25 protein-coding genes are annotated in these 26,103 nt (G+C 59.4%); 17 read left to right on the plus strand and 8 right to left on the minus strand.

Going from position 1 to position 26,103, the window contains the following annotated elements:
- Positions 1 to 83: 83 nt before the first annotated feature.
- The 7 genes from typA (at position 84) to ACWXWJ_RS08840 (ending at position 7,902) form a co-directional block, all read left to right on the plus strand.
- Positions 84 to 2,000 carry a translational GTPase TypA gene (gene typA / locus ACWXWJ_RS08810; protein ID WP_293789656.1) on the plus strand — a complete coding sequence of 639 codons (1,917 nt, stop codon included), beginning with the start codon at positions 84 to 86 and terminating at the stop codon, positions 1,998 to 2,000.
- Positions 2,001 to 2,107: 107 nt separating this feature from the next.
- Positions 2,108 to 3,853 carry an ABC transporter family substrate-binding protein gene (locus ACWXWJ_RS08815; protein WP_473964167.1) on the plus strand — a complete coding sequence of 582 codons (1,746 nt, stop codon included), beginning with the start codon at positions 2,108 to 2,110 and terminating at the stop codon, positions 3,851 to 3,853.
- 3 nt (positions 3,854 to 3,856) lie between these two features.
- Complete coding sequence (gene mshB / locus ACWXWJ_RS08820; protein ID WP_473964168.1) at positions 3,857 to 4,867, plus strand: N-acetyl-1-D-myo-inositol-2-amino-2-deoxy-alpha-D-glucopyranoside deacetylase; 1,011 nt, start codon at positions 3,857 to 3,859, stop codon at positions 4,865 to 4,867.
- A gap of 11 nt (positions 4,868 to 4,878) precedes the next feature.
- Complete coding sequence (locus ACWXWJ_RS08825; RefSeq protein WP_043015055.1) at positions 4,879 to 5,349, plus strand: hypothetical protein; 471 nt, start codon at positions 4,879 to 4,881, stop codon at positions 5,347 to 5,349.
- Between the two features lie 70 nt (positions 5,350 to 5,419).
- Complete coding sequence (fdxA, locus tag ACWXWJ_RS08830) at positions 5,420 to 5,737, plus strand: ferredoxin (protein ID WP_043015056.1); 318 nt, start codon at positions 5,420 to 5,422, stop codon at positions 5,735 to 5,737.
- 74 nt (positions 5,738 to 5,811) lie between these two features.
- The gene (dapC, locus tag ACWXWJ_RS08835) at positions 5,812 to 6,933 is read left to right on the plus strand and encodes a succinyldiaminopimelate transaminase (protein ID WP_473964169.1); all 1,122 of its coding nucleotides are present in this window, start codon (positions 5,812 to 5,814) and stop codon (positions 6,931 to 6,933) included.
- 93 nt (positions 6,934 to 7,026) lie between these two features.
- Positions 7,027 to 7,902, plus strand: coding sequence for a pseudouridine synthase (locus tag ACWXWJ_RS08840; RefSeq protein WP_473964170.1), 876 nt, complete (start codon positions 7,027 to 7,029; stop codon positions 7,900 to 7,902).
- On the opposite strand, the gene dapD is transcribed toward ACWXWJ_RS08840, so the two are convergent.
- Both dapD and ACWXWJ_RS08850 read right to left on the minus strand, forming a co-directional pair.
- Positions 7,899 to 8,915 (minus strand): 2,3,4,5-tetrahydropyridine-2,6-dicarboxylate N-succinyltransferase, encoded by a 1,017-nt coding sequence (gene dapD, locus ACWXWJ_RS08845; RefSeq protein WP_473964171.1) that lies wholly within the window; start codon positions 8,913 to 8,915, stop codon positions 7,899 to 7,901. The genes ACWXWJ_RS08840 and dapD overlap by 4 nt on opposite strands.
- 15 nt (positions 8,916 to 8,930) lie before the next feature.
- Complete coding sequence (locus ACWXWJ_RS08850; RefSeq protein WP_473964172.1) at positions 8,931 to 10,349, minus strand: amino acid permease; 1,419 nt, start codon at positions 10,347 to 10,349, stop codon at positions 8,931 to 8,933.
- 168 nt (positions 10,350 to 10,517) lie between these two features.
- Between ACWXWJ_RS08850 and dapE the strand changes: the two genes are divergently transcribed.
- The 5 genes from dapE to ACWXWJ_RS08875 all read left to right on the plus strand — a co-directional run bounded on the left by dapE (position 10,518) and on the right by ACWXWJ_RS08875 (position 15,572).
- A complete protein-coding gene (dapE, locus tag ACWXWJ_RS08855; RefSeq protein ID WP_473964173.1) occupies positions 10,518 to 11,645 on the plus strand; it encodes a succinyl-diaminopimelate desuccinylase in 1,128 nt (375 codons plus the stop codon).
- A 181-nt stretch (positions 11,646 to 11,826) separates the two neighbouring features.
- Positions 11,827 to 12,681 carry an LOG family protein gene (locus ACWXWJ_RS08860; protein WP_473964174.1) on the plus strand — a complete coding sequence of 285 codons (855 nt, stop codon included), beginning with the start codon at positions 11,827 to 11,829 and terminating at the stop codon, positions 12,679 to 12,681.
- Positions 12,682 to 12,747: 66 nt separating this feature from the next.
- Positions 12,748 to 13,095: a DivIVA domain-containing protein gene (locus ACWXWJ_RS08865; RefSeq protein WP_473964175.1), complete on the plus strand. Its 348-nt coding sequence runs from the start codon at positions 12,748 to 12,750 to the stop codon at positions 13,093 to 13,095.
- A gap of 3 nt (positions 13,096 to 13,098) precedes the next feature.
- Positions 13,099 to 14,577: a leucyl aminopeptidase family protein gene (locus ACWXWJ_RS08870; RefSeq protein WP_473964176.1), complete on the plus strand. Its 1,479-nt coding sequence runs from the start codon at positions 13,099 to 13,101 to the stop codon at positions 14,575 to 14,577.
- 119 nt (positions 14,578 to 14,696) lie between these two features.
- Positions 14,697 to 15,572 (plus strand): methyltransferase domain-containing protein, encoded by an 876-nt coding sequence (locus tag ACWXWJ_RS08875; RefSeq protein ID WP_293789686.1) that lies wholly within the window; start codon positions 14,697 to 14,699, stop codon positions 15,570 to 15,572.
- On the opposite strand, the gene ACWXWJ_RS08880 is transcribed toward ACWXWJ_RS08875, so the two are convergent.
- Complete coding sequence (locus tag ACWXWJ_RS08880) at positions 15,569 to 17,125, minus strand: GH32 C-terminal domain-containing protein (protein ID WP_473964177.1); 1,557 nt, start codon at positions 17,123 to 17,125, stop codon at positions 15,569 to 15,571. The genes ACWXWJ_RS08875 and ACWXWJ_RS08880 overlap by 4 nt on opposite strands.
- 27 nt (positions 17,126 to 17,152) lie before the next feature.
- Entirely contained in the window at positions 17,153 to 18,337 is a 1,185-nt protein-coding gene (gene glgA, locus ACWXWJ_RS08885) for a glycogen synthase (protein WP_473964178.1), read from the minus strand.
- Positions 18,338 to 18,481: 144 nt separating this feature from the next.
- Between glgA and glgC the strand changes: the two genes are divergently transcribed.
- A complete protein-coding gene (gene glgC, locus ACWXWJ_RS08890; RefSeq protein ID WP_293789692.1) occupies positions 18,482 to 19,699 on the plus strand; it encodes a glucose-1-phosphate adenylyltransferase in 1,218 nt (405 codons plus the stop codon).
- A 13-nt stretch (positions 19,700 to 19,712) separates the two neighbouring features.
- Here glgC and ACWXWJ_RS08895 read toward each other — a convergent pair whose 3' ends face one another.
- Positions 19,713 to 20,393, minus strand: a complete 681-nt coding sequence (locus tag ACWXWJ_RS08895) for an O-methyltransferase (protein WP_473964179.1) — start codon at positions 20,391 to 20,393, stop codon at positions 19,713 to 19,715.
- Positions 20,394 to 20,591: 198 nt separating this feature from the next.
- Between ACWXWJ_RS08895 and sigE the strand changes: the two genes are divergently transcribed.
- From sigE to tatB, 3 genes are all read left to right on the plus strand, one after another.
- Positions 20,592 to 21,182: an RNA polymerase sigma factor SigE gene (gene sigE, locus ACWXWJ_RS08900; protein ID WP_293790324.1), complete on the plus strand. Its 591-nt coding sequence runs from the start codon at positions 20,592 to 20,594 to the stop codon at positions 21,180 to 21,182.
- 86 nt (positions 21,183 to 21,268) lie between these two features.
- On the plus strand, positions 21,269 to 21,637 hold the full coding sequence (locus ACWXWJ_RS08905; protein WP_293789696.1) for an anti-sigma factor family protein: 369 nt from the start codon (positions 21,269 to 21,271) through the stop codon (positions 21,635 to 21,637).
- A 36-nt stretch (positions 21,638 to 21,673) separates the two neighbouring features.
- Positions 21,674 to 22,228: a Sec-independent protein translocase subunit TatB gene (gene tatB, locus ACWXWJ_RS08910; RefSeq protein WP_293789698.1), complete on the plus strand. Its 555-nt coding sequence runs from the start codon at positions 21,674 to 21,676 to the stop codon at positions 22,226 to 22,228.
- A 13-nt stretch (positions 22,229 to 22,241) separates the two neighbouring features.
- Here tatB and ACWXWJ_RS08915 read toward each other — a convergent pair whose 3' ends face one another.
- Genes ACWXWJ_RS08915 through ACWXWJ_RS08925 form a run of 3 tightly spaced genes read right to left on the minus strand, consistent with a single transcriptional unit; the run spans position 22,242 to position 25,290 of the window.
- Positions 22,242 to 23,372: an Mrp/NBP35 family ATP-binding protein gene (locus ACWXWJ_RS08915; RefSeq protein WP_473964180.1), complete on the minus strand. Its 1,131-nt coding sequence runs from the start codon at positions 23,370 to 23,372 to the stop codon at positions 22,242 to 22,244.
- Between the two features lie 49 nt (positions 23,373 to 23,421).
- Positions 23,422 to 23,958, minus strand: coding sequence for a DUF1003 domain-containing protein (locus ACWXWJ_RS08920; RefSeq protein WP_448308206.1), 537 nt, complete (start codon positions 23,956 to 23,958; stop codon positions 23,422 to 23,424).
- Between the two features lie 6 nt (positions 23,959 to 23,964).
- A complete protein-coding gene (locus ACWXWJ_RS08925; protein ID WP_293789705.1) occupies positions 23,965 to 25,290 on the minus strand; it encodes a magnesium transporter MgtE N-terminal domain-containing protein in 1,326 nt (441 codons plus the stop codon).
- A gap of 108 nt (positions 25,291 to 25,398) precedes the next feature.
- Here ACWXWJ_RS08925 and ACWXWJ_RS08930 point away from each other — a divergent pair, with 108 nt between their 5' ends.
- The gene (locus ACWXWJ_RS08930) at positions 25,399 to 26,004 is read left to right on the plus strand and encodes a hypothetical protein (RefSeq protein WP_473964181.1); all 606 of its coding nucleotides are present in this window, start codon (positions 25,399 to 25,401) and stop codon (positions 26,002 to 26,004) included.
- The last annotated feature ends 99 nt before the right edge of the window (positions 26,005 to 26,103 follow it).

Below are 26,103 nucleotides of genomic sequence, written 5' to 3' on the forward strand. Positions count from 1 at the left end.
GTGAAGGGTTCCCCTGGCCCCTGTCTCAGGAGCGCCTACTTTGCACATCAAACCTGACCCCAAATAAAGGAAAGTTCGGATCTGTGTCTTTGACTGAATTCCGTAATGTCGCCATCGTCGCGCACGTCGACCACGGCAAAACCACCCTCGTGGACGCAATGCTGCACCAGTCCGGTGCCTTCTCTTCGCACGGCGAAGTGGAAGAGCGCGTGATGGACTCTGGCGACCTGGAAAAGGAAAAGGGCATTACGATCCTGGCGAAGAACACCGCCATTCACCGCAAGGGTCTGGGTAAAGACGGCAGCGACCTGATCATTAACGTGATCGACACCCCCGGCCACGCCGATTTCGGCGGTGAAGTCGAGCGTGCCCTGTCCATGGTCGACGGTGTGGTTTTGCTTGTTGACGCCTCTGAGGGTCCGCTTCCGCAGACCCGTTTCGTGCTGGGCAAGGCTCTGGCCGCAAAAATGCCGGTGATTATCTGTGTGAACAAGACCGACCGCCCGGATGCTCGTATTGATGAGGTCGTTGAGGAATCCCAGGATCTGCTCCTGGAACTGGCGTCTACTCTGGAGGACGAGGAAGCGGCAGAAGCTGCGGAACAGCTATTGGACCTGCCGGTTCTATACACCTCCGGTCGCGAGGGCAAGGCCTCTACCGAAAACCCTGGCAACGGCAACGTTCCGGACTCCGAGGATCTGCAGCCGCTATTCGACGTTCTCTACGACGTTTTGCCAGAGCCGTCCGCTGATGTTGACGGCCCACTGCAGGCACACGTTACTAACCTGGACTCCTCTTCCTTCCTGGGACGCATTGGCCTGGTTCGAATCCACTCGGGCCGCTTGCGCAAGGGGCAGCAGGTTGCCTGGATCCACTACGATGAGGATGGCAATGAGCACGTCAAGACTGCCAAGGTTGCAGAGCTGCTGCGCACGGAGGGCGTGACGCGCGTACCGGCTGAAGAGATGATCGCCGGCGACATTGCCGCTATCTCCGGTATCGAGGACATCATGATCGGCGATACGCTCGCCGACCCGGAGAACCCAGTCGCCCTGCCGCGCATTACCGTTGACGAGCCCGCGATCTCCATGACGATCGGTGTGAACACTTCCCCGATGGCAGGCCGTGGCGGTGGCGACAAGCTAACCGCCCGTATGGTTAAGGCTCGCCTGGATCAGGAGCTGATCGGTAACGTTTCTCTGCGCGTCTTGCCCACGGAGCGTCCGGATGCCTGGGAGGTACAGGGGCGTGGCGAGATGGCCTTGTCCGTGCTCGTGGAGACCATGCGTCGCGAAGGTTTCGAGCTGACCGTCGGTAAGCCGCAGGTGGTTACCCGCACCATCGACGGCACCGTTCACGAGCCTTTCGAGAATCTGGTCATCGACGTTCCCGAAGAGCACCTGGGTGCTGTCACCCAGCTGTTGGCCGCCCGTAAGGGTCGCATGGAGTCGATGGACAATACCGGCACCGGCTGGGTTCGCATGAAGTTCGTTGTTCCAGCCCGCGGCCTGATTGGTTTCCGTACCGTATTCATGACCGAAACTCGCGGCACCGGTATCGCCAACAGCTACTCCGCTGGTTACGAGCCATGGGCAGGCGAAATCAAGGGACGCGCCTCCGGCTCCTTGGTTGCCGACCGCTCCGGCCAGATCACCGCCTACGCGCTGATCCAGCTGGCCGACCGCGGTACCTTCTTCGTCGAACCGGGCGCGGAAGCCTACGAGGGCATGGTCGTCGGCGCGAATAACCGCGACGAGGACATGGATATCAACATCACCAAGGAAAAGAAGCTGACGAACATGCGTTCGGCGACAGCTGACGCAACGGTGACCTTGGCAAAGGCTCGTACTCTGACTCTGGAAGAGGCCATGGAGTTCTGTGGTTTCGACGAGTGCGTCGAGGTCACCCCGGAGGTCGTTCGCGTGCGTAAGGTAATCCTCAACGCGACCGAGCGCGCCCGCGCCCGTTCCCGCGAAAAGCAGCGCAACAACAACTCCTAATCAGGCTCTTGTACTCGCTCTTTTCCTCTTTCTCTTCGTCCTCCTCCTCGTCTTTTATATCGAGGGGGAGTCGTCGCGCTGCGTCGCTTCGACGAGGTATGTGGGGTGTGACGCCCACTGTTGCAACCACGCTAACTTCCGCGACCCTCGCACTGTCACTGGTAGCCTGCCAAGCTAATCCCGGCGAGGCGCCGACGGTTGATGATCCGTCGTCGTCGACCAAGACTCAGCAGCCCCAGCCGGTGGATGAAAGCCTGCGCGAGATTGCGGTTGGAGTGGACCGCTTCACTAGCAACCTCAACCCGCATCTGGTTGGGAACCGGAACCCGGTGGTTGCCGCGGTGGCGGATCTAACCCTGCCAAGCGTGTACACCTTTGGATCGCTGGGGGAGAATATCAACAATGATTTGATTCGCGAGATTACTCCGAACGATGAATCGCACCCCACAGAAGTCACCTACGCCCTCCAGCCAGAGGCACAGTGGTCAGATGGCACGCCAATCACGGTTTCTGACTTCCAATACCTCCACGAGGCGATCATGAATGAACCTCTTGCAGAGGCGAAGGGCTTATACCAGCACGTCACTTCCATCGAGCCGGGGAAAAAAGAAAAGAGCTTCAAGGTCACTTTCGATCAACCTTTGACCGCCTGGAAGCGACTCTTTACCTATCTTCTCCCGAGCCATATCTACCGCGCGGAGGGGCGCAGTTTCGCCACAATGATGGACGGAGGCTCCGTCGCGTCGGCGGGGCAGTACTCCGTGAAATCCGTGGATGAAGGACGCGGCCTGCTGGAGCTGCAACGGAATGACCGCTACTGGGGCGCGAAGGCGGCGAAGACTGACATCATTCGTTTCACTGCCGTTCCGGACGAATCAACGGGTGTGCAGATGATGCGCACCCAGCAGTTGCAGTTGTACATGGCGCACAAGTCGGCGACGACTGAACTTGCCTTGGACCAGCTTCCCTTCACGCGAGTTCGTAATACGTCCCGTGGAGTGCAGCTAAACCTGCAGCTCAATCAAACCAGTCCGATCTTTTCCGACCGAGAAACCCGACGTCGAGTGTTGGGGGCTATAAAGCCAGAGAAGATCGCTCAGATCATTTCTGGCGATCCGAGGATTGAGGCGCCGAAGTGGAATGTCGCCCCAAAGACTTCAGATAAACAACCGCCGAACGTGGTTTCTGATGAGCGTCCCAACGGCATCGTTATCGGTGCGGTTACCGACGACCAGGTGGCGGTGGACGCCGCTCGCTCGGTGGTGGATCAACTGCTGCATTTGGGGATCCCCGCCACCGTGCGCACTGCAAAGGCAGCAGAAACACTGGGATCCGAGGTGGAGAACGGAATAGTTGATGGTGTGGTGACATGGCAGCGCAGCCCTCAGGCCATATCCGACTATCTGGTGCAATACGGTTGTATTAAGCCACTAGACCAGGATGATTCCAGCACACCGCCCAGCGACACCGGCGCGTCAGACCCAGCTGAACGTGAAGAGGGTAGCAGCGAGGGGGCGTCGTCTCCACACAGAGCCACAGGCGGCAACCTGAGTGGTACCTGCGATCGTGACCTGCAAGAACGCCTTGTAAAGCTGAGCGAGGGGCGAAGTGATCTGTCGCAGGAACGCAGCCACCTGGACGATCGGATTGCCGAAATGTCGACTGTACTGCCGATTATGTCTGACCGTTTTACGGTAGTGGCTTCCGATCGGCTCGAAGGACCGACAGCAGGGCTAGAGGATTGGCCTTTAGACGACAGCAGCTCACTGCTAATCTCGGCCCCGCAATGGACCTTAAAGCCCATCGAGGAAGTCAATCGCAACGCCGCCGAAAATGCCCTTGAGGAGAATTAGCTCGTGACTCGTACTCCTGCATCCACGCAGAAAATCACCGTGATGGCGGTACACGCACACCCCGACGACGAAACTCTGTGGACGGGGCTGGCGCTGGCGAAGGCACGGCGGCTTGGACATGATGTGGCCGTCGTGACCTGTACCCTCGGCGAAGAAGGCGAGGTGATTGGGGAGAAGTACCAAGCCCTCGTCGACGCCCAGCAGAATGAAAACGGAACGGGAATGCTCGGAGGCTACCGCATCGCTGAGCTACAGCGTGCCTTGACCGCCTTGGGGATTGAGCATGGCCCGAACCTTCTGGGTGGATGCGGAGCATGGCGAGATTCCGGAATGGAAGGCAGCGAGTCGATCCGCCGCCCGCGGGCGTTCGCACGTGTGCCGGAGGGCGCAAGCTCACCTTCCGATGCTGCCTTCGAAGCCCAGGTGGAACAGCTGATCGAGCAGATTCAGCACATTCGCCCCGACGTGATTTTGACCTACGCCGCCGATGGCGGATACGGCCACCCCGACCACAAGCGAGCACACCAGATTGTGCACGCAGCGGTACAACGGATGAGCCAAAACTCGAGCGACTGTGTTCCGAACCAGGTTCTCTGGTGTGTCACAGAAGAAGAGAAGTTCGCGGAGGGAATGCAGGGCCTAGAGGGTGACCCGGCGATGGTACCGGAGGGATGGCGTCTCCCCACAGCGGGGGAGATCGCCTCCGTTCCCTCTTCAAAGGTCGATCTGGTGGTACACGGCACTCCAGCAGACGTCGCCAGCAAGCAGGCCGCCATGCGCGCACACGCCACCCAGATTTGGGTAGCCGATGGCTCGTCCTCAGATGTTAACGACCAGACGCGGACCTCGAACCCACCGGCCGCTACAGCCACCACGCTGTTCTGCCTGTCCAACCTTATTGCGCAGCCACTGCTCAATAGCGAGAGCTATCGCGTGGGCTGGACGCGCCCCGGCACGCCAACGGATTTCTTCGCACAAGCACTAGGCGAAGAGGTCACTGCGGATGGACAGTAGGATAGATCGACGTGAACGCTAAGAAAAGCACGACCTCAAGCCTGAAAGACGAGCCGAACTGGGGCCACCCCACTAAAGCCCAAGCACGTCAGGATACAACGCGTGCCGAGCGTATCTCCGGAATAGTATGGCTCTCCATTGGCGCCCTGTTTGGGCTGTTCATCAGCGTTCTCTACATCGGTTCGCGCATTACGGTGGGGGACATGCTGGTGCCGTTGCCGTGGACGATCTTGTTTGCGTTGTTCTTCAACCGTGCGGTGACGAAGACCGCCCTTTTGTGGACGGATAACAAACTGATCGCCGGGATTCCCGCGCTTGTCTGGCTAGCCGGATACCTGCTGGCGGTCATGTGGCCGGAGCTGCCTTTCGGCGAGGCGACGTTAATGCCACAGACCGTGTGGTCTATGCTGCTGCTTGTAGTCGGTATGGCAGCGGCTGCATGGCCGCTTCGCCCTCAGTTTTCTCTGGAACCGCTGAAGTGACAGAATAGAAGCCTAAAAGAGCTCTTGTGAGAGTATGACGAACTTTCCAGAAAGGGTAGGTAATTAGACGATGACCTACACGATCGCGCAGCCCTGTGTAGACGTGATGGATCGCGCTTGCGTAGAAGAGTGCCCCGTTGACTGCATCTACGAGGGCAAGCGTTCCCTGTACATTCACCCCGACGAGTGCGTCGACTGTGGCGCCTGCGAGCCGGTGTGCCCGGTTGAAGCCATCTTCTACGAAGACGATGTGCCAGACGAGTGGGAAGAGTACAACGATGCGAACGCCGCGTTCTTCGACGATCTGGGTTCCCCAGGCGGTGCCGCCAAGCTGGGGCCGCAGGACTTCGACGCGGAGCTGATCGCCGCTCTGCCGCCGCAGGCCTAGGCTTTTTCTTTGTGACGCCCACATTTCCACCGGGTAGCGCCGGGCGTAAGAGACATGCGGTATAGAGTACAAGCATGACCTTCAAGCGCACCCCAGTAGCCGACCGACTGCCCGACTTCCCCTGGGACTCACTTGCTGAGGCTAAGGCCAAGGCTTCGAGCCATCCCGATGGGATCGTGGATTTGTCGGTCGGCACTCCTGTTGATCCGGTTTCTCCGGCTATCCAGCTGGCGCTGACCGAATCCGCGGCGGAACCTGGTTATCCGCAAACAAAGGGCACACCCGCCCTGCGCGCTGCCATCGTGGGGGCGATGGAGCGCCGCTTCCACGTTGCTGGCTTGGACGCCGACACCAATGTGCTACCCGTCATCGGCACCAAGGAGGCCATCGCCTGGATGCCGACCCTTCTGGGTATTGGCGCAGGTCACACGGTAGTGATCCCAGAGTTGGCTTACCCGACCTACGAGGTATCCGCCCGCCTGGCTGGGGCGGAGGTGCTGCGCAGTGACTCTCTGTTGAAGCTGGGGCCGCAGACTCCAGCGTTGATCTATCTGAACTCTCCGGCCAATCCGCACGGTCAGGTGCTGGGCGCGGATCACCTGCGCAAGTTTGTAGAATTCGCCCGCCAGCGCGGCACCGTCATCGTTTCCGATGAGTGCTACTTGGGGCTGGGGTGGGGCGAGGAGCGACCTTTGTCGATTCTGGATCCGGAGGTCTGTGGCGGTGACTTTACCAATCTCATCGCCGTGCATTCGCTGTCCAAGACCTCTAACTTGGCTTCCTATCGGGCGGGTTGGTTGGCTGGCGATGGCGAGCTTATCCAGGAGTTGCTGGGAATCCGCCGCCACGCAGGATTGATGAACCCCGGGCCGATCCAGTCCGCCATGGTTGCTGCTTTGGAAGAGGATGGCCACGAGCTGCTGCAGAAGGAGCTTTACAAAAACCGCCGGGAGCTTCTGCGCGCAGCCCTGATCGAGGCCGGGTACGACATTGAGTACTCGGACGGTGGCCTTTACCTGTGGGCAACCCAGGGACGCGATGGCCGGGAGACTGTCGCGGAGCTAGCGGACAAGGGCATTTTGGTGGCGCCCGGCGATTTCTACGGCCCGAAGGGCAAGAACTTCGTCCGTGTAGGCCTGACCGCCACCGATGAAAGGATTGAGGCCGCCGCTCGTCGCTTAACCAGCGACGCGTAAATGCCAAGCTAGTTTGTAAGGGGGCTGTCTGCCATTCCCGCCCTGCAACGCTGGCGCCCGCCGCCACGCCATGGCGTACCCGCAGTAAAAAAGATGCTGCGAGGCCATGTGCCCGACGATGGACGCACATACTTCGCCGCCGCAGCCGGAGATTCGCCTTTCGCGCCGGGCACCCTCTTGGCCCCGGGGCTGGGGCTCCCCGTTGCGACGCCCGCATGGGTGTATCCCGACTTCCCAGAAGAGCCTGCCGAGCTTTTGGCTGCGGAGATACCAATTCTGTATTCCGGGCCGGATGCTGTGGTGGTAGACAAACCCCATGGGCTGCCGTCTACGCCTAATGGTCGCCTCTTGCGCGCTACCGTGCAGTCTCTTTTGCGCGTGCGTATGGACGAGCCCGAGTTGGTGGCTGCTCACCGCTTGGATCGTGATACGCGTGGCCTGCTGGTGCTGGCCCGGAACCCGGCCACTCGCGGGTTCTTGCAGTCCCAGTTCCAGCGCCGGGAGGTATCAAAGACTTATCAGGCGTTGGCCGCGGATACTCCCTACGTCGATGCCCGGTGGCGTGAGCTGCGCTTGCCGATGCTCAAAATCAAAGACGATCCGCAGGTTCGCGTTGTGGACGCTGCCGGAGCACGAGCCACAGTGACTCGCATTCGGAAGTTGGCTACCCGCGCAGCAGGTGTGGCCGTCTATGAGCTGCAGCCGCTCACCGGCCATACTCATCAGCTGCGGGTGGTGATGAATCACCTCGGCGTGCCAATTCATGGTGATGACACTTACCCGCATTATTGTCCCGGGGCGGGTTCGTTGCACTTGCGCGCGGTCGCCATAGAGCTGGCGCTGGTGGCGTCGACATACAACGGTACGAACGGCACGGCCAATTCGGGGCATTGCGAAACAAAAAGCAGGCAGCGCATCGAAATTGAGCGCTGCCTGCAGGATCCTTGGTTGCAGTGGGAGAGTTGCTAGTTGGCGTGGAGTGCCTCGTTGAGCTCCACGGTCGAGGCGTTAGCAACGGCCTCCACCGCACCGGAAACGGAATTGCGGCGGAAGAGGATACCGCTGGCGCCGGAAAGTTCGGCTGCCTTTACGGTGTCGCCTTCCTGCTTGCCCAGCTGGGACGCAACTTCGCCGGTCAGAGTGACCTTGGTGCCAAAGGTGACATAAAGCCCAGCCTCAACGGTGACGTCATCTCCCAGTGAGATACCCACGCCGGAGTTAGCGCCCAGCAGGCAACGCTGACCGATGGAGATAACCTGCTTGCCGCCACCGGAAAGGGTGCCCATGATAGAGGCTCCACCGCCGATATCGGAACCGTCACCGACTACTACGCCACCGGAGATACGGCCCTCGACCATGGAGGAACCCAAAGTGCCGGCGTTGAAGTTGACGAAGCCTTCGTGCATGACGGTCGTTCCCTCCGCCAGATGAGCGCCTAGGCGTACCCGGTCGGCATCACCGATACGCACACCGGTGGGAACCACGTAGTCGACCATGCGCGGGAACTTATCCACGCTGTAGACCGTCACCGGGCCACGCTCAGCCTGCAGACGGGCGCGAACGGACTCGAAACCGGGGACAGCGCAGGGGCCGTGGTTAGTCCACACAACATTGCTGAGTAGTCCAAACAGGCCATCTAGGTTGCAGCCATGCGGCTGGATCTTGCGGCCGGAGATGAGGTGTAGGCGCAGGTACGCGTCGTGCGCATCAACGGCTGGGGCGTCCAGATCGGTAATGGTGGTGGTCACCGCTACACGGCGGGTTCCGCGGATCTCGTCCGTGCCGGCCAACTGGGCTAGGGGACGGAAAACCTCGGGGGCGGAGCTGGTGGCGTCATCAAGATCGAGCAATTGCGTGCCAGCGGTGGCCGCAGCTTCGGCCTCAGCGTTTGCATTGCCCAGGTCGAACTCGAAGAACCAGGTGTCTAGCACATCGCCAGAATCGGTCAGAGTGGCAAATCCATATCCATAAGCAGCAGTCATGGTTGTCGATCCTACCTAAGCCTGTGCACCGCTGTTTGGGGTGTGTGGTGCTGTTCGTACTTGAGTCTTCTGCAGCACAAAACCAATCACGCTGAGAACTGCGAAGGCGATGGTGACGGTGAGAACCTGCAGGCGAGCACTGTCATCGAAGAGCATCAGGATGGTCAAAGCAATGAGCGCGACGAACGTCAACCAGGGAAGAACAGGGTATCCCCACATCCGTACGCTCAGGCTGCCGTCGCGCTCGAACACCGGACGCAACTTGATCTGAGCCAGCACAATAACCATCCAAATGACTAGCAGCGTTCCGCCGACGGCATTAAACAGGATGTTAATGAGATCCTTGGGGCCCCAGACCTGCAGCGCGACGGAAACGAAGGCGAAAAAGAGCGAGCACCAGACGGCGCGGTAAGGCACCTTCTGGTCATTCGTCTTGCCGAACCAACGCGGGACATTGCGCTGCTGGGAGAAGCTGTACATCAGGCGACTGGTGGCGTAGATCTGCGCATTGAAGGCGGACAGCAGAGCCAAGACGATGACGCCCTCCATGATCTCCACAATGCCGGGGATCTGTGCCAGAGCCAGGATGCGGGTGAACGGCGACTCTTCGGCGGACTCCGCCTCGCCGAGGGTGTCGAAGGGCAACAGAGCTGAGATGAGAAATACGCTGCCCAGGTAGAAGATGGAGATACGCCAGATGACTGCCCGCACGGCGGCGGCGATGGAGTTTGCTGGATCCTTGGACTCGGCAGCGGCGATAGTGACGATCTCGATGCCTCCGAAGGCGAAAGCCACTGCCAGTAGGCCGACTGCCATACCCGAGATGCCGTTGGGGGCGAAGTCTGAGAAGTTGCTCAACCCGGGCGATTCGTAGTCGGGGAAAAAGCCCAGCAGCAGGCCGGTTCCGATGATAAGGAAGAGGATGATCACGGCGACCTTGATAAACGCGAACCAGTACTCAAACTCGCCGAAGCCCCGCACACCAGCCAGGTTCACGATCGTAAAGAGGACCACACATATAAGTCCAGGGATCCAGCCCTCTACACCAAACCAGGAGCCCATGATTGCGCCGGCACCGGTAATCTCGGCGCCCATCACCATGATGAGCATGAACCAGTACAACCAGCCGAGTGCGAAGCCATTCCAGCGGCCAAATGCCATCTGACCATAAGTAGCGAATGTGCCGGAGGCCGGGCGGGCAGCGGCGAGTTCGCCAAGCATCTGCATGACAGCGATGACGACAACGCCGGCGACGATGTAGGACAGCAGCACGGACGGACCCGCCGCCTGAATGCCCACACCGGTGCCGAGGAACAGGCCTGCACCGATGGCGGAGCCAAGACCCATCATCGTGAGGTGGCGGGTTTCTAGGCTGTGGCCAAGCTGGTTTGAAGCGCCTTGATCGGCACCTGAATCGGATTCTCGAGACTTCATACCGAAATTAGAACACACCGGTCTTTAGCGCAGGCCAGCATGGGCATATTTAACCCCGTTCACCTCCAATTAGCCCATGGGGAAGTGCAGGTGATTGCGCTGGTTTTACCCTGGGGCCAACAATTGGCCGACACGGGTATTTCGAGGGTTAGTCTAGGATCGCAACCAATGACTACTGCAGAAACTTCCATAGACCTGTCCGCCGGCGCGGTGGCTCTCACACGCCAACTCGTCGATATCTACAGCGAGTCGCATCATGAACGGGATATCGCCGACGCGGTCGAACCCGCACTCCGTGCCATCGAAAACGTGGAGGTTACGCGCCGAGGTAATACCCTCGTCGCGCGTACCCACCGCGACCTGCCGTTCCGCGTGGTACTCGCAGGTCACCTGGACACGGTTCCCCCGGCAGATAACTTGCCTTCGCGGCTTGGACCAGACCCGGAAACGGGCGAGGAAACCATCTTTGGCCTTGGCTCTGTAGATATGAAGTCCGGTGCAGCTTGTTATGCTCATGCCTTTGCGACTCTGGCGAACTCCGCAGAACTCGCCTGTGACCTGACCCTGGTGTTGTACGAAGGTGAAGAAGTGGCCACCAAATACAACGGTCTCAACCATCTTGTACAGTCCGACCCCGATCTACTGGCGGGCGATCTAGCCCTGCTCGGCGAGCCCTCCGGCGGAATCATCGAGGCAGGCTGTCAGGGAACCTTGCGTGTGAAGGTCACCGCCTTGGGAGCCCGCGCACACTCCGCACGCAGCTGGCTTGGCCATAACGCGCTGCATGAGTTGGCGCGGGTGCTCGTGCGTGTGGCGGACTACGAACCGCAGGATGTGGAGATCGATGGCCTGGTCTATAAAGAAGGGCTCAACGCTGTCATCGCCGAGTCCGGCGTGGCCACCAACACCATTCCCGACGAGGCCTGGGCTTTTATCAACTTCCGCTATGCCCCGCACCGCAGTGTTGACGAGGCATTGGAGCATCTATACGAGGTGCTCCAGGTAGGCACGCCCGATGCACCGGCCGAGGGATTTTCTGTGGAATTGGATGACGCCGCAGCTGCGGCTGCTCCAGGCCTCCATCAACCTTTCGCGGCGAAATTGGTGGAGGCAACCGGAGGACGTGTGCGCCCAAAGTACGGATGGACCGACGTGGCCAGGTTCACGGAGTTGGGGATTCCAGCCGTGAATTTCGGGCCCGGCGACCCGGGGTTGTGCCACACGAAGGATGAGCGCTGCCCAGTGGCTCAGATCGAGGACGTGAGCCGGGAGCTTATACAGTTCCTTTCCAACTAAATCCGTCGCGCCCACTCCCTTCTGGTTAGGGCACTGGGGGGGGGAGACTGAGCTGGGTGGATGCGGGGTGGCGTCATTTAGAACGAGCGCGAGGGGGCACCAAGCAGTAGCGTGAAAAGCGCACAGAGAAAAAGAACAAAAAGACCGACAACTCAACAACACACCGAAAGCAATCCCACGCATGAACTCGAGCGACAATAACGGCGATTTCCGGCTTCGCGGCCCCGTCCTGCTGCGCGGAAAGCGGCACAACGAGAAGCAGAAATCAACGACGGACCAACGACTGCTGGCGCAACAGACCAATATCGATTGGCTGCATACGGATCCGTGGCGAGTGATGCGAATCCAATCCGAGTTCGTTGATGGTTTCGGTGCGCTGGCAAAGATCCCCAAGGCGATCACGGTGTTCGGGTCGGCACGCGTAAAGCCTGGCCACGCGTACTACGAAAAGGGTCGCGAACTCGGGCGACTGATCCATGAGGCCGGCTATGCGACGATCACTGGTGGAGGCCCCGGCCTGATGGAGGCCCCCAACCGCGGAGCACAGGAGTCCGGCGGATTGTCCATTGGACTTGGCATTGAGCTTCCCATGGAGCAGAGCCTGAACCGGTGGGTGGATCTGGGGCTGAACTTCCGCTACTTCTTCGTACGCAAGACCATGTTCCTTAAGTATTCACAGGCATTTGTGTGTCTACCGGGCGGTTACGGCACCTTGGATGAGCTCTTTGAAGCACTGGTCATGGTGCAGACCGAAAAGATCCGGAAGTTCCCGATTATTCTGATCGGCGAGGAATTCTGGGGTGGGCTCGTCGAATGGATCACCACCCGTCTGGTGGACGAGGGCATGATCTCGCCGGAGGACGTGGATCTGTTCCACGTCACTGATGATCCTGCCGAGGCCGTACAGATTTGCGTCGATGCTCACGTCGACGCTGTAGAGAAGCTGAAGCGCCGCCAGGAGGAGCTGGCTGCGGAGCAGGATCGTATCTCCGAGCAGCTGGATCGTTTCGATAGTGAAGGACAGCGGGGTAAGTAGCGAGGTATTCGAATAAAAGCCTCACTAAGCGCCAGCAGAAAGTGAAGAGACGGTACATTTGAAGACATGTTTTGGTTGTTGTCTCTCGTCGGAGCATTCCTTGTAGGCGCGCTCTTGGTCTATTTGCTCGGCACGGTCTTTGGCCGTGGAGAGGCATTGCCTCCCGTGGCTGCAGGAGAAGCAAAGAAGCAACACTGGCGGGATCTCAAGAGCAAGCCCTTGACGGCCGAGGGCATTCGCGACACCGGCTTTTCGCTGGAAATTCGTGGCTACAATCAAGCTGAAGTCGACTTCTATATCGATCGCCTCGCCGGGCGTATCGAAGAGCTTGAGCAGCAGGTTGGTGCGCAGCATACAGATCAAGGCGAAGCCACCGTCGATAACCCCGCAGAACCCCGCGAACAGGAGCGTTAAACAATGGCACCGATTCCGAATATCCCCCAAAGAGTGACCAATGTGACGATCGGCCCGCGCGCAGAGGGATCCGAAATTATCGAAGCGCAGGTGAAGGCGGCCGCCGGTTCCTCTGCGCTGGGTGAGGTCGAGCTTGATTCCGCCGGCCAGTGGGTTGTAAGGGTGCCCGCCGACCCGACCCGTCCTCTCGACCTCAGCGATGGACGTGAGTTCCTGGAGGACGGATGGCGCGGAGCAGGCGCAAAGCTGGTGCGCCGTATTGGCAAGGTCGTAGATGGCCACCCTGTGCGGGCGAAGAAGCACATTGTGCAGGTACACCTGCCAGAGGAGTTCACTCCCGACAACGTCCGTTCCTTGGTGATCGGCCTGATTGTTGGCAACCACAGCTTTGTTACCACCAATAAGCGTAAGCCCGCCCGAGTGCGCGACGTACACCTAGTACTGCCGCAGGATTTTGAATCTTCCGGATTCGACACTGCGGATTATGTAGCTGCTGTGAAGGAAGGCAAGGCCCTGGGCAAGGCAACTTGCTTGTCGCGAGATCTGGCCAATGCCCCGGCCAACGTGAAGTCCCCGGAATGGCTCGCAACCCAGGCCAAGAAGGCGGTATCGGACATTGAAGGCGTCAAGGTTCGCCTGCGCGATGCCGCATGGCTGAAGGATAAGGGCTTTGGCGGAGTACTGGCCGTCGGCAAGGGATCCTCCCGTCCGCCGATGTTGATCGAGTTGGTGTGGGATCCGGAGAAGGTCGACTTGCGCCGTCGTCGCCGCACCGTCGTGCTGGTCGGTAAGGGCGTGACCTTCGATACCGGTGGAATTAGCGTAAAGCCCGCTGCGGGAATGGATACCATGCGCACCGATATGACGGGCGGGGCCAGTGTCATTGCCGCGTTCCGCGCCCTGGCGGAGCAAAAGGTACCGCGAAAGATCGTGGCGCTGATTCCGACGGCGGAGAACATGATCGATGGAGATTCCTACCGCCCGGGCGATGTGGTGGAACACTATGGTGGCCTGACCTCCGAGGTGACGAACACCGACGCAGAGGGTCGCATGATTTTGGCCGATGCGATCAGTTATGGCGCGAAGAAATACAAGCCGGTAGCCGTGGTGACCGTCGCAACGCTGACGGGTGCAGCAAAGGTGGCCTTGGGGCTGCGCACCGGTGCGGTATTCGCCGACAACTGGGGTGCAGGCGTCAAACTTGCTCGTCGTGGTGCGACAGTAGGGGAGCACTGGTGGCCAATGCCGATGCAGGATTACTTGGAGGAGAACGTGAACTCCAAGATCGCAGATGTGCGTCAAACTCCCAAGGGGCCGGGTGCGACCACCGCGGCTATGTTCCTGCGTCGCTTTACCCGGGGTGTGCCGCTGATTCACCTGGACATTGCCGGACCCGGTCGCGCAGAATCTGCCTACGATGAGGTCACACCTGTAGGTACCGGTTTCGGCGCGCGCACTCTGGTGCAGTGGCTGATCCACTAACCCTTTGTTGAAATCGCTGCCCGATATATGTTTCGAGCTGTAGACGGTCTACCATAAGGTGGTCGTTTATTAGCTCCCCACAGCGGGCTTTGTAAGAGAAATCAGGAAGGAATCTGTTCGTGCTTGCAGATGTCATTGACCTCCTCGCCGATCCCGTAGACGGTTCCCGCTTGAGCGCTGGCGACGAAGAGTGGCGCACTCTAGTCTCTGAGTCCGGCCACAGCTACGACGTTGCAAGGCAGGGGTATGTGACCCTCGCGGGCGGCTCCGGACTGCGCTACTCCGGTGACGATGCGTCGATGATCGATGCCCGCGAAACCTTCCTGTCTGGCGGCCACTTCGCACCTTTCGTCGAGGCTGTGACCGCAAATGTTGAAAACGTTCTGGACGATGGCAATGTTGCCGCTGAGCACGCACCTTCCATCGTGGAGATTGGCGCCGGTACCGGCTACTACCTCGCCCACACGCTGGACACGGTCGAGCGTTCCCGCGGGGTGGGAATCGACGTTTCGACTGCTGCGGCTAAGCGGCTGGCCTCGTCGCATTCACGGGTAGGCGCCGTCGTCGCTGACGCCTGGTCGCGCCTGCCGATTCTTTCGGAAAGTGTTGACGCCATCATGGTTGTCTTCGCACCGCGTAATGCGGCAGAGTTTGCCCGTATCCTCACGCCGGAGGGACAGGTTGTAGTCCTCACCGCGGAGGTCGGCCACCTAGGTGAACTGCGTGAGCCGCTGGGCATTTTGGACGTTGAGGAGGGCAAGGTTGAGCGGATGATCAGCCAGGCTTCCGGTCACTTGGTTCCGGTAGGGGAGTCCGAGCATATCGAGTTCCCGATGGTTCTCGATCAGGCTTCCATCGCAGCACAGATCGGCATGAGCCCCTCGGCGCGTCACATCCACCCGGACGTTTTGAAGGAACGCATCGAAGCTCTGCCGGAGACCATGGAAGTTACCGCCCGTGCAGCGATTACACGCTTGGCAAAAGCCACCCGCTAGTCTTCTTCGTCGAAGATTCCTTCGGACACATCGCGATCTGCGATGAGAGCTTCTGCCATGTAGTGTTCCTGTTCTTCCGGGGTGGTCAGTCCTGCCTGCATGCGCATCAAATGGCGCCCCGCCGTTTGCATGGAGGAAATAACCTTCGCCCCGCCAGTGGCGCGTACATCAATATCGGAAATCTGCGAGTGTGCTGGGATGGCGCTGGTCAAAGTGACAGCACCGCCGTCAGCGAATACTTCGCATACGGGGCCATCGAGAAATACCGTCAATGTATCCGAGTCCGCATCCTTTAGCGGAGCGGTGCGGGTGTCCACACCCAAGCGGGTAACGGAGACAGCGTCTTTGGTGTAGCTGATAGTGGCGATCACCTGGCCGGAGTCATCAGTGACGTCGACGTCCACGCGACCCTCCTCGGCATCTAGCTGGGCCGACCAGATGAATGCGTAGTCCGAGAAAGTACGTACCGCCGTGGGCGCACCGACAACATCTTGGAAGAGCTCGCCGTTCACCAGCGTGAGATAACGCGGCGCGGAGAGACAATTTGCCCATTGTCCATCCAAGGACGGGTGAGCGCCGACCAGGCCAAACATCACCGGGGTGGTGTGGTCGATGACGCGCGGGCGGGTGAAGTCGTGTCCAAAGTCGATGACGGTATAGGGACTGATAACGCTAAACGAGGTGCCGCTGAGGTTGCCAACCACGTAACCGGCAACCTCATCGGACTCTCCGGCACCGCCGGGGAAAGTGACGAAGAGGATATCGCGACGGGCGGAAGAGTCGGCGTCCACCATAGAAACAATGCGCGGGGCGAACGGGCGGCCGGGGCGCAAACCTGCCTCGCTCGGCAACTCGATTGGCCCTAGGACGCGCCAGTGCTGGCGGTCTGCGGAACGTAGAACGACAATCTGCGCGTCCTTGTCACCGGTCAACGAAAGGGCGACCATGAGCCAGCCTTCGTCGGGGAAAGCGGGATCCTCATGACGAATCACGCTGGGGGTCACCAGATTTTCTACAGGGAACGCCGAATCGTCGATGTCGATTGGGCCCAGGCGACGCACATGGGGATCCGGCAGGCTGGGATCGTCCGACACCTCAGTGGCCTCGAGCAGGTTCGGGATCTGCGCACGTTCAATGGTGAACGTACGTGGGCCGCGCTGGCCATGGGGAATCTCCGCGGCCAGAGCTTGCTCCGCAGTGGCCTCGGAGGTGGCATGGGTGACGACGAAAAACAATTCGGCACCATGGTCGATAGGCACGGCGGCTCCGGCGAGCATATCGATTTCGGTGCCGTGGGAAGCAGCTTCCGCGCTGGCACTCTGTTCGCCTAGTCCCTGGTTCGGGACGATGACATCGTCACAGATGTCCCAGTCATAAGTTGCCTCAGAGGCTACCTGATGCGCCCAACGAGAGCCTTCGGAAGACCGCGGGCGGAACTGGTGGAACACATGCAGGGCGTTACCTGAGAACACGGCGCCTGCGGGTGCTTCCAGCACCCCCGTTTCTGCGGTGACGTGCAGTTCCGGGCGGTGCTTATGGGAGGAAGAATGCATGCCACCATTCATACCAGCGGATTGAATTTAAAGCAGGGACCTGTATACGTCGACGGTTTGCTCGGCGATTGTCGCCCAACTGAAGGTCGTCACGGCGCGCTGGCGCCCAGCCTCACCGAAGCTGCGTACCTTATCTCGATCTGCGACGAGAGCGTTTGTAGCATCGGCCAGGCCACGCTCAAAAGTCTCCGTATCGTTCTCGTCATAGTGGACTAGGGTTCCCGTCTCGCCGTCGACGACAACCTCCGGAATACCGCCAACGTCGGAGGCCACAACGGCGGTTCCACATGCCATGGCCTCTAGGTTCACAATGCCCAGTGGCTCGTAGATGGAAGGGCACAAAAACGCATCGGAGGCCGAGAGGATCTCCTGCAGATTCGGCTTTTCCATCATTTCCTTCACCCAGTACACGCCGTCGCGCTCAGCCTGCAGCTTTTCAACCAGTGCAGTGACCTCGGCTTCGATTTCCGGGGTATCAGGCGCGCCCGCGCACAGCACAACCTGGATCTCCGGATCGAGGTGCGCTACGGCCTTCAGCAGGTGAGGGACGCCCTTTTGACGCGTAATGCGTCCGACAAAGGAGACGATGGGGCGGTTGGGGTCGACGCCTAGTTCCGTGAGTACGGAACGGTTGCCAGCCTCCACTGCCGCTTCGAAGGTCGGGCGAGGCTGCCAAAGCTCGGAATCAATTCCATTCAGCACCACGTGGATGCGGTCTGGGTCGATAGCTGGGTAGGCGTCGAGGATGGATTCCTTCATCTTGGCAGACACGGCGATGACCGCATCTGCGTTTTCCATCGCATTCTTTTCCGACCAAGAGGAAACATCGTAACCGCCACCAAGCTGTTCGCGTTTCCACGGGCGATGTGGCTCCAGTGAGTGAGCCGTTGCCACGTGGGGAATACCGTGCAGAAGTCCACCAACGTGGCCGCCCAGTCCCGTGTACCAGGTGTGGGAGTGGACGACCTCGGCGTCGCCCAAAGAATCGGCCATACGCAAACCGGTGGAAAGAGTCTTGAGCGAACCATTGGCCTCAGCGAGCTCCGGGTCAACTCCGTGAACGTAGACATCCTGCTCTGTGCGTGGCCCACCCATGCAGTGCACATCGACGTGTTCGAGCTTCCGCATGTAACGAACCAACTCGGTGACGTGCACGCCGGCACCACCGTAAATCTCTGGGGGATATTCCTTTGTCAGCATGGCGATACGCATGCTTCCAGCCTAACCGGGCTAGGCGCTGTGTGTCCTGGTAAGAACGTCGACGATCATCCGGTTTAACGCATTAGGGGGCACCGTTCCATATCAGATTGCCTGCTTGACAAGCAAAACTATTCCGAGGTCGCTAGGTTGGAAAGTGTGAAGAGCAGATCAAATGTCCTGTCCATTGTCCTTGCCGGTGGCGAGGGAAAGCGCTTGTATCCTTTCACCGCCGATCGTGCTAAGCCTGCCGTACCGTTCGGCGGCAACTATCGCCTGATCGACTTCGTGCTGTCTAACCTGGTCAACGCCGGTTACTACAAAATCTGTGTGCTGACCCAGTACAAGTCCCACTCCCTCGACCGCCACATCTCCCAGTCCTGGCAACTGTCCGGCCTGACAGGCCAGTACATCACTCCTGTTCCGGCTCAACAGCGCCTGGGTAAGCGTTGGTTCACCGGTTCTGCAGATGCCATTCTGCAGTCCCTAAACCTGGTGTACGACGAGCAGCCGGATTACATCATCGTTTTCGGTGCGGATCACGTCTACCGCATGGATCCGGAGCAGATGGTGCAGGAACACATCGCCAGTGGCGCCGGTGTGACGGTCGCTGGCCTACGTGTGCCACGCCACGAAGCTACCGCGTTCGGTGTGATCCAGGCGAGCGATGACAACAAGATCGAGCAGTTCCTCGAAAAGCCTGCCGAACCGCCGAGCGTTCCGGATGACCCAGAGGTTGCCTTTGCCTCCATGGGTAATTACGTGTTCACCGCACAGACCTTGATCGACGCGCTGAAGGAAGACTCCGAAGACGAGAACTCCAACCACGATATGGGCGGTGACATTATCCCGCGCCTGGTGGACCGTGGCGAGGCCTATGTATACGACTTCTCCAACAACTACGTTCCAGGAGAGACCGAGCGTGACAAGGGTTACTGGCGTGATGTCGGAACCGTTGATGCGTTCTACGAGGCGCACATGGATCTCATCAGCGTGCACCCGGTGTTTAACCTGTACAACCAGCAGTGGCCCATCCACACGGCTGAGACGGGCAACCTGCCGCCGGCGAAATTCGTCAAGGGCGGTATTGCTCAGTCTTCGATGGTCTCCGCGGGCTGCATCATCTCCGCGGGCACGGTGCGAAACTCCGTGCTGAGTGAGAACGTCGTCGTGGAGGAAGGTGCCTCTGTGGAAGGCTGCGTGATCATGCCAGGTGTGCGCATCGGTCGCGGTGCAGTGGTGCGTCACGCCATCCTGGACAAGAACGTTCAGGTTTCGGCTGGGGAGATTATCGGCGTGGATCGCGCCCGCGATCAGGATCGCTTTACGATCTCCAAGGGGGGCGTGGTCTGCATTGGCAAGAACGTAGTCGTCTAACAGACCTGCGTTCTTAGCTGATCTTCGTGATCAGCGTCGCACCCGCGCCCAAAGGAAGGCGAGAGACCTTGGCGTTTTCCAGCTCGCGGAAGAACTGATCTGCTTCGCGAGCCCGGGTGGTCTGGCGGTCGGTGCGGTTTTCATCACCCACCAGGCCGTCCATCAAAGAATCCAGAAGTACGAGGACACCACCAGTGCGAAGTGCCGGGAGCGTGGATTCCACAATCGCGGTGAACTCCTCTGTCGCGGCCTCTGCGACCGCCATGTCGTAACTATCGTTGGCTAGACGGCGGATTACATCCAGCGGAGCGCTGGGCAAGAAACGGAAGGTATTGGGGCGCTGACCGGCATTGGCGAAAGCCTGCTTGGCCAACTGTTGGTGTTGTACCTCCGGCTCGATGCACGTCAGGTGTCCTTCGGTCTGTGCGGCGTTAAGGCCCTGGAAAAGGTGCAGGCCGATTACGCCACTGGCTGGCGAAACGATAATGCCGGTGGGGGTGTGTCCCTGGGCAGCGGCGTTGGCGCCTGCGCGGGTGGCGATGAATTCCAAAAACTCAGCAGTCATCGCATCGGGGGTGAGCAGACCAAACTCCTGTGCCGCCTCGACAGCGGTGGTGGTCACCTCGTCCGGCTCGCTGGTCGCCCGAACGTACTCACGGATGGCCTCAATGGGGGAAGATGATGCAGCATTCACGCTTCACGACGATAGGCCAGGAAAGCGTCAATGTTGTGCTTGTTCTCGGCATGTCAGGCGCCGGCGTCAAAAATAGAAAAGCAAGTGAACAAGAGTGACCCGAGTGACGAACTTTCGTTCCACCCCCACAGGGGGTAAAATCCTCACAGGAAACTGCCAGGCGTGCAGCACAAGATTTTGAGGACAATCAGCCACAATATGGGCATGAACGCAGATCAAACCCCCGCCCCACGAACCACAGCAGTGTTCGATGCAGGTACCGGCGAACTTCCGGGCTGGGGGGAATTGGTGGCAGAACACGCAGACAGCGTCTACCGGCTGGCTTATCACCTCGCTGGAAACCAACAGGACGCAGAAGACCTCACGCAGGATACGTTCATGCGAGTCTTTCGCAGCCTCAAGACCTACCAGCCGGGAACCTTTGAAGGATGGCTGCACCGCATCACCACTAACTTATTCCTGGATATGGTGCGCCGGCGTGCGAAGATTCGCATGGAAGCGCTGCCCGAGGATTATGACCGCATCGAGGGCGGCATTGACGACCCCGAAGCCACCTTTGAACTGAACAATCTGGATCCTGCGCTGGTAAAGGCGCTGGATCAGCTAGCGCCGGAGTACCGCGTAGCCGTCGTGCTCTGTGACGGGCTGGGGATGAGCTACGACGAAATCTCCCAGACCCTTGGCGTGAAGATGGGAACCGTGCGCTCCCGCATCCACCGCGCCCGCGCGCAACTTCGCGGTAACCTGGAACGTAACCATGGCGAACTGGTCTACACTGGCCAGGCCTAAAGGCTGAGCGACTAGTGTCGGTCTGAGACGTTTGGAACGGCGCTAAAGAAACAGACACCGTTGAAGTGGAAAGGCAGGTAAAGCACGTGACATCTTTCGTTGAAAACCTCACGGGGGAACTGTCCGTCGACCACCTGTCCACCGAGGCCATCGCTGCGCTTGTTGACGGGGAACTTTCCCGCCGTGCGGAACACCGAGCGAAAATCCACCTCGTCCACTGTGAAACGTGCAGGGCGGAGGTGCGTGCCCAGCGAAGTGCGTCCAACCGAATGCGCGAGCACACTTCGGACGTACACACCCCGGGCGGATTGATGGAAAAATTACAGCGCATTCCGGAAGAGTGCCGCGAGGATGATGCGCCGCATCGTTTCTCCGTGGATGGCTGTCGCCGCCCCGAAACGTTGGTTGATCGGCTGGATCTTTTGCTGCGTAAAATGCAGTTCCGCGGCAAGTAAAGTGAAATGCCCTGCAGTTTGAGTTAGGTTAGACAGGTGTTTTCCAATGTAGGTTGGGGCGAAGTCCTCGTACTTTTGATCGTCGCGTTGTTCCTCATTGGCCCGGAGCGATTGCCGGGTCTTATCAAGGAGGTTCGCGCGGTCTTGCTGGCGGTACGCAAGGCAGTATCGCAGGCAAAGGATCAACTAGACGGTGAGCTGGGGGAGGACTTTCGCGAGTTCTCCAAGCCTTTGCAGGAGCTGAACTCTGTACGCCAAATGGGTGCGAAGGGGTTCATAACCAAGACTTTGCTGGATGACGATGATAGCTTCCTGACCTCCTTCAACGAGACGAAGCAGGACGTCAAAGACACCGTCGATACGGTGCGCAAGCCAAATCTGCGTGAGACCCTGAAGTCTGGAAATAAGCCAGGTCAACCCGCCCCGGCTAGCGGCAGTGCTGATAACGATGGCGTGAGCGTGTCACAGCAGTCCGCGGCGGGGGAGTCCCGTTCTTCCCAATTGGACGATCCTGTGGCCAATGCTGCCCAGCAGCTGACTGGCAATGAAAAGCCCTCCGCACCCAGCAACGGGTGGGAGGACGTAACGTAGCCTGGCGCTCGGCCTATTTCTTTGTGACGCCGAGGTTCAGTGATTTACCGGCCAGCGAGCTACGACGCACAGCCAGCTGATCGGCGATTCCTCCGAATGCGATCGTGGCCGGAGAGTTCGGCTCCGAAAGCACAATGGGGTTACCGAGGTCGCCACCGATGCGCAGGTTAGGATCCAGTGGAATTTGCCCCATCAGGGGTACCTTCGCCCCGGTGATCTGGGACAGGCGATCCGCAACGAACTGGCCGCCTCCGGAGCCAAAGACCTCCATGCGAGTGCCATCCGGCATATCCATCCAGCTCATGTTCTCGATCACGCCACCAATTCGCTGGCGAGTTTGCTGAGAGATGGAGCCCGCACGCTCTGCAACCTCGGCTGCTGCAGCCTGCGGGGTGGTGACGATCAACAATTCGGCGTTTGGCACAAGCTGCGCCACGGAGATCGCCACGTCGCCGGTTCCCGGCGGCAGGTCCAACAGCAGAATGTCTAGGTCGCCCCAGAACACGTCTGCCAGGAACTGTTGGATTGCGCGGTGCAGCATTGGGCCACGCCACACAACCGGCGAGTTGTCTCCAATAAAGTGACCAATGGAGATCAATTTCACGCCGTGTGCTTGCAGCGGCATGATCATCTCGTCCACCTGGTGCGGCTTGTCGGTGGAGCCCATCAAGCCGGGCACGGAGTGGCCATAAATATCGGCATCGATCACGCCGACCTTCAGCCCTCGCTTTTGCAGAGCAACGGCAAGGTTAACGGTGACGCTGGATTTGCCCACACCACCCTTGCCGGAGGCTACGGCGAAGACGCGGGTGGTCGAGTCGGACTGGGCAAAAGGAATCACCGGATCTGCCGCGTCACCGCGAACCATCTGGCGGATGTTGCGACGCTGTTCATCGCTCATAACGTCAGTGGTAACCGTGACGTTCTCCACACCGTCGACGGAAGCCACGGCCTCGCGGGTCTTTTCCGTCAGGTGGTTTTTCATCGGGCAGCCGGCGATCGTCAGGTAGATCTCCACCGCGACATCACTTCCGTTGATGTCGATGGACTTCACCATGCCGAGATCCGTGATCGTGCGGTTTAGTTCAGGGTCCTCTACGCGGGATAGCGCGCTGCGTACAGCGGATTCAGTGACTTGGGACATGATGGGATTAAGTCTATCGAACGACCGGCGAGACGCTAATTCCGGGCGGTTAATCGTCGCGCGCGTCGCCGCGAGCTTCCTCGTCTCGGCGGGTGTCGTCGATCTTGTCGTCAATGCGTTGCAGAATGTCGTGGAGCTCCTCGAGCTCACGGCGGAGATAATCACGGGTAACCGTCTCACCCACGGCAATGCGCACGCTGGCGACCTCACGGGCTAGGAATTCCGTATCGGCCTTGGTTTCTGCGGCACGGCGGCGATCCTCATCCAGGCTGACGCGGTCGCGGTCGTCCTGGCGGTTCTGTGCCAACAGGATCAGGGGCGCGGCGTAGGCGGCCTGGGTAGAGAAAGCGAGGTTGAGCAGGATGAATGGGTATGGATCCCAGTTCCACCACATGCCGCCCAGGTTCAGCAGGATCCAGGCGACAACGATGATCGTCTGGTAAAAGAGGTACTTGCCGGTGCCCAGGAAGCGAGCAATCCTCTCAGCTACGCGACCGACACCGTCCCCGTCGAGATTGAACTTCTTTTTCTGGCGGGTGGCGTCGGTCGGAGTATCCAGATCCACGCGGGAGAAATTACGTGCCATATATGCCTAGACCTCCTTCAATTCCGAGGCTGCTTGGGATACCGGGGTAGACGGGGTTGCTGAAATGGCTGGAGATTCCACGCGCCAGTCTTCTTCGCGCCAATCCTCAGGCAACATGTGATCCAGCAGGTCATCCACGCTGACAGCGCCAAGGAGATGCTGATCGTGATCCAGCACCGGGCCACACACCAGGTTGTAGGTGGCAAAGTAGCGCGCCGCCGTTTCCTGGTTGTCATCTGCGAACAGTGCAGGTAACTCCAGATCTAAGATTCCACTGACAAGGGAGGACGGTGGTTCGCGGAGAAGCTTCTGTAGATGCACACAACCTAGATATTTGCCCGTCGGGGTCGCCTGGGGAGGTCGTACGACGAAAATCATGGAGGATAGGGACGTCGGCAGCTCTGGATTTCGCGCGTGGGCGAGAGCTTCTGCGACGGTGGCCTGGGGCGTCAAAATGATCGGTTCGGGCGTCATCAGTGCACCCACAGTTTCCGGCGAAAAATTCATGAGTCGCCGGACGGGCTCGGACTCCTCCGGATCCATCAGCTCCAGCAGCACGTCGGAAGTATCCCCCGGGAGTTCGGCCAGAATGTCGGCGGCATCGTCTGGATCCATTTCCTCCAGCACGTCGGCGGCACGCTCAATATTGAGGTGCTCGAGGATTGCCGTTTGGTCGTCGTCGGGCATCTCCGCCAACACGTCCGCAAGGCGTTCGTCGTCGAGTTCTGCGGCGATTTTATTACGCCGAGCGTCATCCATGTCCACCAGGGCATTCGCCACGTCGGCGTTGCGCATCTGCTTGAAGGAGGCGATGAGCTCCGCATCCTGGTTGACCACACCCGTGCCAGAGGCGTGGAGTCCCTGGATGTGCTCGATCGGGATAATGTTAATGGACGTTTTACGCCCCAGACGGCTGCGCTGGGTGACCGCTAAGTTACGGATCTTCCATTCACGACGCCGACTACGGCTCAGCTCGACATCGGTAATCTCCACAACCTTCCCGTGAAGTTCCTCGTGCTCTGGATCGTCTGTGTGCACCTTTGAGCCGACGAGATCCTCGAAGATGGTGAGCTCGGCAGAGCGGGACTTAAAGGGGCGAAGGTTTACGGAACTGGAAGATGTCGTGATGTCCGTCGCGGTGATCGCCGCAATGCGCAGCATGGGGAGGAAAATCTTGCGCTTATTCGCGATCTCCACCACGAGACCAAGTGCAGTCGCATTATCGCCGTGAATGGTGATGACAACATCGCGGACGCGGCCGACGGATTCGCCGTCTGGTCCCAGCACCACTAGGCCGGCCAATCGTCCTGCATACACGCGACTTGTACTCATGTTTACTTAGGGTACTTGATCGCCTCCACAAGGTAGAATGTGGCGAGTTGTATAGCTGCACGAAATGCAAAGGGACAAAATAAGATGCGAACGTTGGGGCGGCGAGACGTGGCGTCCATAATCGCGGCAATAACTTGCCTCGCTTCCTGTGGTGGCCTGACTGCTTGTGCTGAAGAAACCCCGGAGCCTTTTTTAGTGGGGATGCCCGAGCGAGCGGTGGGAAATTCGCCGATGCCCGAAAGGTACGCTGATGCTTTTGCTCGCTATCTGGTGCGGGAGCTCGATGATTTTGGGCGCAAGACCGAGCGCAAACCCATTCCCGCCGATCGTCGCATTCGACAGGTGAGATCTGGTGAAATCACCGTTTCCTACGGCTGTACGGGGGAGCTGCTGGAGCACTTAGATCGTAATCGAGCCATGGAGCTGCGACGCGAGTACAAAAAGCAAAGGCAAAGCGCGCAGGCTGAGCGTTCGGAAAGCGCGACGGAAACTAAGAGTGCGGAAGAATGGAATAGCCTCGTCTACGATGAACTGCTCAGCGCATTGCCATCAGAGGTCGGGGCGACGCTGCCGGGACAGGCCACGCCGTGCCCAGGGGACTCATTGCCGCAAAATGCAGTCGTGATCTATTCGAAACACATTGCCGGTCGCAAAGTACGGGCGCAGCTCAATCACGTGGCAACAGCAACAACTATGGAGATGCTCGGAGGCTAAGCCGGAGGTTAAATAAGTAACAAAAAGCCCGCCGCTGTACTTGAACTGCTCCCCATTAGTTGGACTGAGAAATCAGTTACCGACTAGTGGGGAGTAGTT

Source organism: Corynebacterium sp. p3-SID1761, from assembly GCF_055862885.1.

What these genes read in the sequence shown, in the direction of transcription:
- dapC (WP_473964169.1), top strand. Translation starts at nt 5,812, where the DNA reads ATGACCTTCAAGCGCACCCCAGTAGCCGACCGACTGCCCGACTTCCCC.
- ACWXWJ_RS08870 (WP_473964176.1), top strand. Translation starts at nt 13,099, where the DNA reads ATGGCACCGATTCCGAATATCCCCCAAAGAGTGACCAATGTGACGATC.
- ACWXWJ_RS08850 (WP_473964172.1), bottom strand. Translation starts at nt 10,349, where the DNA reads ATGAAGTCTCGAGAATCCGATTCAGGTGCCGATCAAGGCGCTTCAAAC.
- ACWXWJ_RS08915 (WP_473964180.1), bottom strand. Translation starts at nt 23,372, where the DNA reads ATGTCCCAAGTCACTGAATCCGCTGTACGCAGCGCGCTATCCCGCGTA.
- dapD (WP_473964171.1), bottom strand. Translation starts at nt 8,915, where the DNA reads ATGACTGCTGCTTATGGATATGGATTTGCCACTCTGACCGATTCTGGC.
- ACWXWJ_RS08840 (WP_473964170.1), top strand. Translation starts at nt 7,027, where the DNA reads ATGCTGCGAGGCCATGTGCCCGACGATGGACGCACATACTTCGCCGCC.
- ACWXWJ_RS08880 (WP_473964177.1), bottom strand. Translation starts at nt 17,125, where the DNA reads ATGCATTCTTCCTCCCATAAGCACCGCCCGGAACTGCACGTCACCGCA.
- sigE (WP_293790324.1), top strand. Translation starts at nt 20,592, where the DNA reads ATGGGCATGAACGCAGATCAAACCCCCGCCCCACGAACCACAGCAGTG.
- dapE (WP_473964173.1), top strand. Translation starts at nt 10,518, where the DNA reads ATGACTACTGCAGAAACTTCCATAGACCTGTCCGCCGGCGCGGTGGCT.
- ACWXWJ_RS08920 (WP_448308206.1), bottom strand. Translation starts at nt 23,958, where the DNA reads ATGGCACGTAATTTCTCCCGCGTGGATCTGGATACTCCGACCGACGCC.
- ACWXWJ_RS08860 (WP_473964174.1), top strand. Translation starts at nt 11,827, where the DNA reads ATGAACTCGAGCGACAATAACGGCGATTTCCGGCTTCGCGGCCCCGTC.
- glgA (WP_473964178.1), bottom strand. Translation starts at nt 18,337, where the DNA reads ATGCGTATCGCCATGCTGACAAAGGAATATCCCCCAGAGATTTACGGT.
- ACWXWJ_RS08925 (WP_293789705.1), bottom strand. Translation starts at nt 25,290, where the DNA reads ATGAGTACAAGTCGCGTGTATGCAGGACGATTGGCCGGCCTAGTGGTG.
- fdxA (WP_043015056.1), top strand. Translation starts at nt 5,420, where the DNA reads ATGACCTACACGATCGCGCAGCCCTGTGTAGACGTGATGGATCGCGCT.
- ACWXWJ_RS08865 (WP_473964175.1), top strand. Translation starts at nt 12,748, where the DNA reads ATGTTTTGGTTGTTGTCTCTCGTCGGAGCATTCCTTGTAGGCGCGCTC.